Origin of the sequence: Pseudoalteromonas sp. GABNS16E (assembly GCF_028598715.1) — a bacterium.
Lineage (GTDB): Bacteria > Pseudomonadota > Gammaproteobacteria > Enterobacterales > Alteromonadaceae > Pseudoalteromonas > Pseudoalteromonas atlantica.
Window position 1 is genome coordinate 1 of the sequence record NZ_JAQREZ010000176.1, and the last position, 354, is coordinate 354.

Consider the following 354-nt stretch of genomic DNA (forward strand, 5'->3'; position numbering starts at 1 on the left):
GTGATAACGTTAAGATGACAGTAACTCTAATCGCGCCAATCGCGATGGACGAAGGTCTTCGTTTCGCTATCCGTGAAGGTGGCCGTACTGTAGGTGCTGGTGTTGTAGCAACTATCGTAGAGTAATAATTAGCCTAGCTAATTAATACTAAAAAGAGGTCACTACGGTGGCCTTTTTTAATGCCTGAAGAAAAGTGTTTAGTTTTCAGTTTTCAGTTATCAGCTTTTTGATCTGACCCCGATAAAGTAGACACGGGGTTTTAATTCATTGATTCATATTGTATGGGGCTAACATTTCCAATCGTCCCATGCATTCGCACTGAGTTGTAGTAATTCTCAATATAAAAACGACTTT

Annotated in this window: 1 protein-coding gene and 1 pseudogene; one reads left to right on the forward strand and one right to left on the reverse strand. The window is 39.8% G+C overall.

Annotated features, from left to right (window positions below; all coding sequences use genetic code 11):
- Positions 1-125 (forward strand): annotated as a pseudogene (locus PSI06_RS21180) (elongation factor Tu); the annotation flags it as partial.
- 134 nt (positions 126-259) lie between these two features.
- Here the strand turns inward: PSI06_RS21180 and PSI06_RS21795 are convergent.
- Entirely contained in the window at positions 260-340 is an 81-nt protein-coding gene (locus tag PSI06_RS21795; protein WP_369128032.1) for an IS3 family transposase, read from the reverse strand.
- Between the last annotated feature and the right edge of the window lie 14 nt (positions 341-354).